Source organism: Microbacterium sp. zg.Y909, from assembly GCF_024626565.1.
Genome location: NZ_JANJFJ010000722.1, coordinates 1 through 531, shown reverse-complemented (window position 1 = coordinate 531; position 531 = coordinate 1). Strand labels below are relative to the sequence as shown.

General features: G+C 69.7%; 1 protein-coding gene. It reads right to left on the bottom strand.

What is annotated here, in order from left to right; translation table 11 throughout:
* A partial coding sequence (locus NQ160_RS24390) for a UbiA family prenyltransferase (protein WP_257517538.1) occupies positions 1–335 on the bottom strand: 335 nt, incomplete at its 3' end.
* Between the last annotated feature and the right edge of the window lie 196 nt (positions 336–531).

The following is a 531-nucleotide window of genomic DNA, read 5'->3' as shown; positions in this document are numbered from 1 at the left end:
GCCAGCACCCACGAGAAGATGAGCGCCCCACGGGGCGACACCTCGCCGGTGACGATGGGACGACCGGCGGTGCGCTTCATGTGCGCGTCGATGTCGCGGTCGAGATACATGTTGAACGCGGCCGCGGACCCGGCGCTCATCGAGCCGCCGACAACGGTCGCGAGCACCAGCCAGACGTTGGGGAACCCGCCCTGCGCGAGGATCATCACCGGCACGGTGGTCACCAGCAGCAGCTCGAGCACGCGGGGCTTCGTCAGCGCAACGTAGGCGCGGACGGTGCGTCCGAAGGAGGGGGCCGCCGCCTGCACACTGCCCGACGTCGTCGTGATGTCCATTTTCCCCGCTATCGCCGCGCCCATTGCTTCCTCAGTCTAGGCCATGACCTTCGCCGGGCGAGCCGGGACGGCATTGTCACACAGCCACAACCCCGCCCTCCCAGGTACCCCGCTTCGCTATGCTGAACCCACACGCGCGCCGGTGTCCACGGGCCCCCGTCACCCCTTGCGAACGAGGGCTGCGGACCGGCCCCGG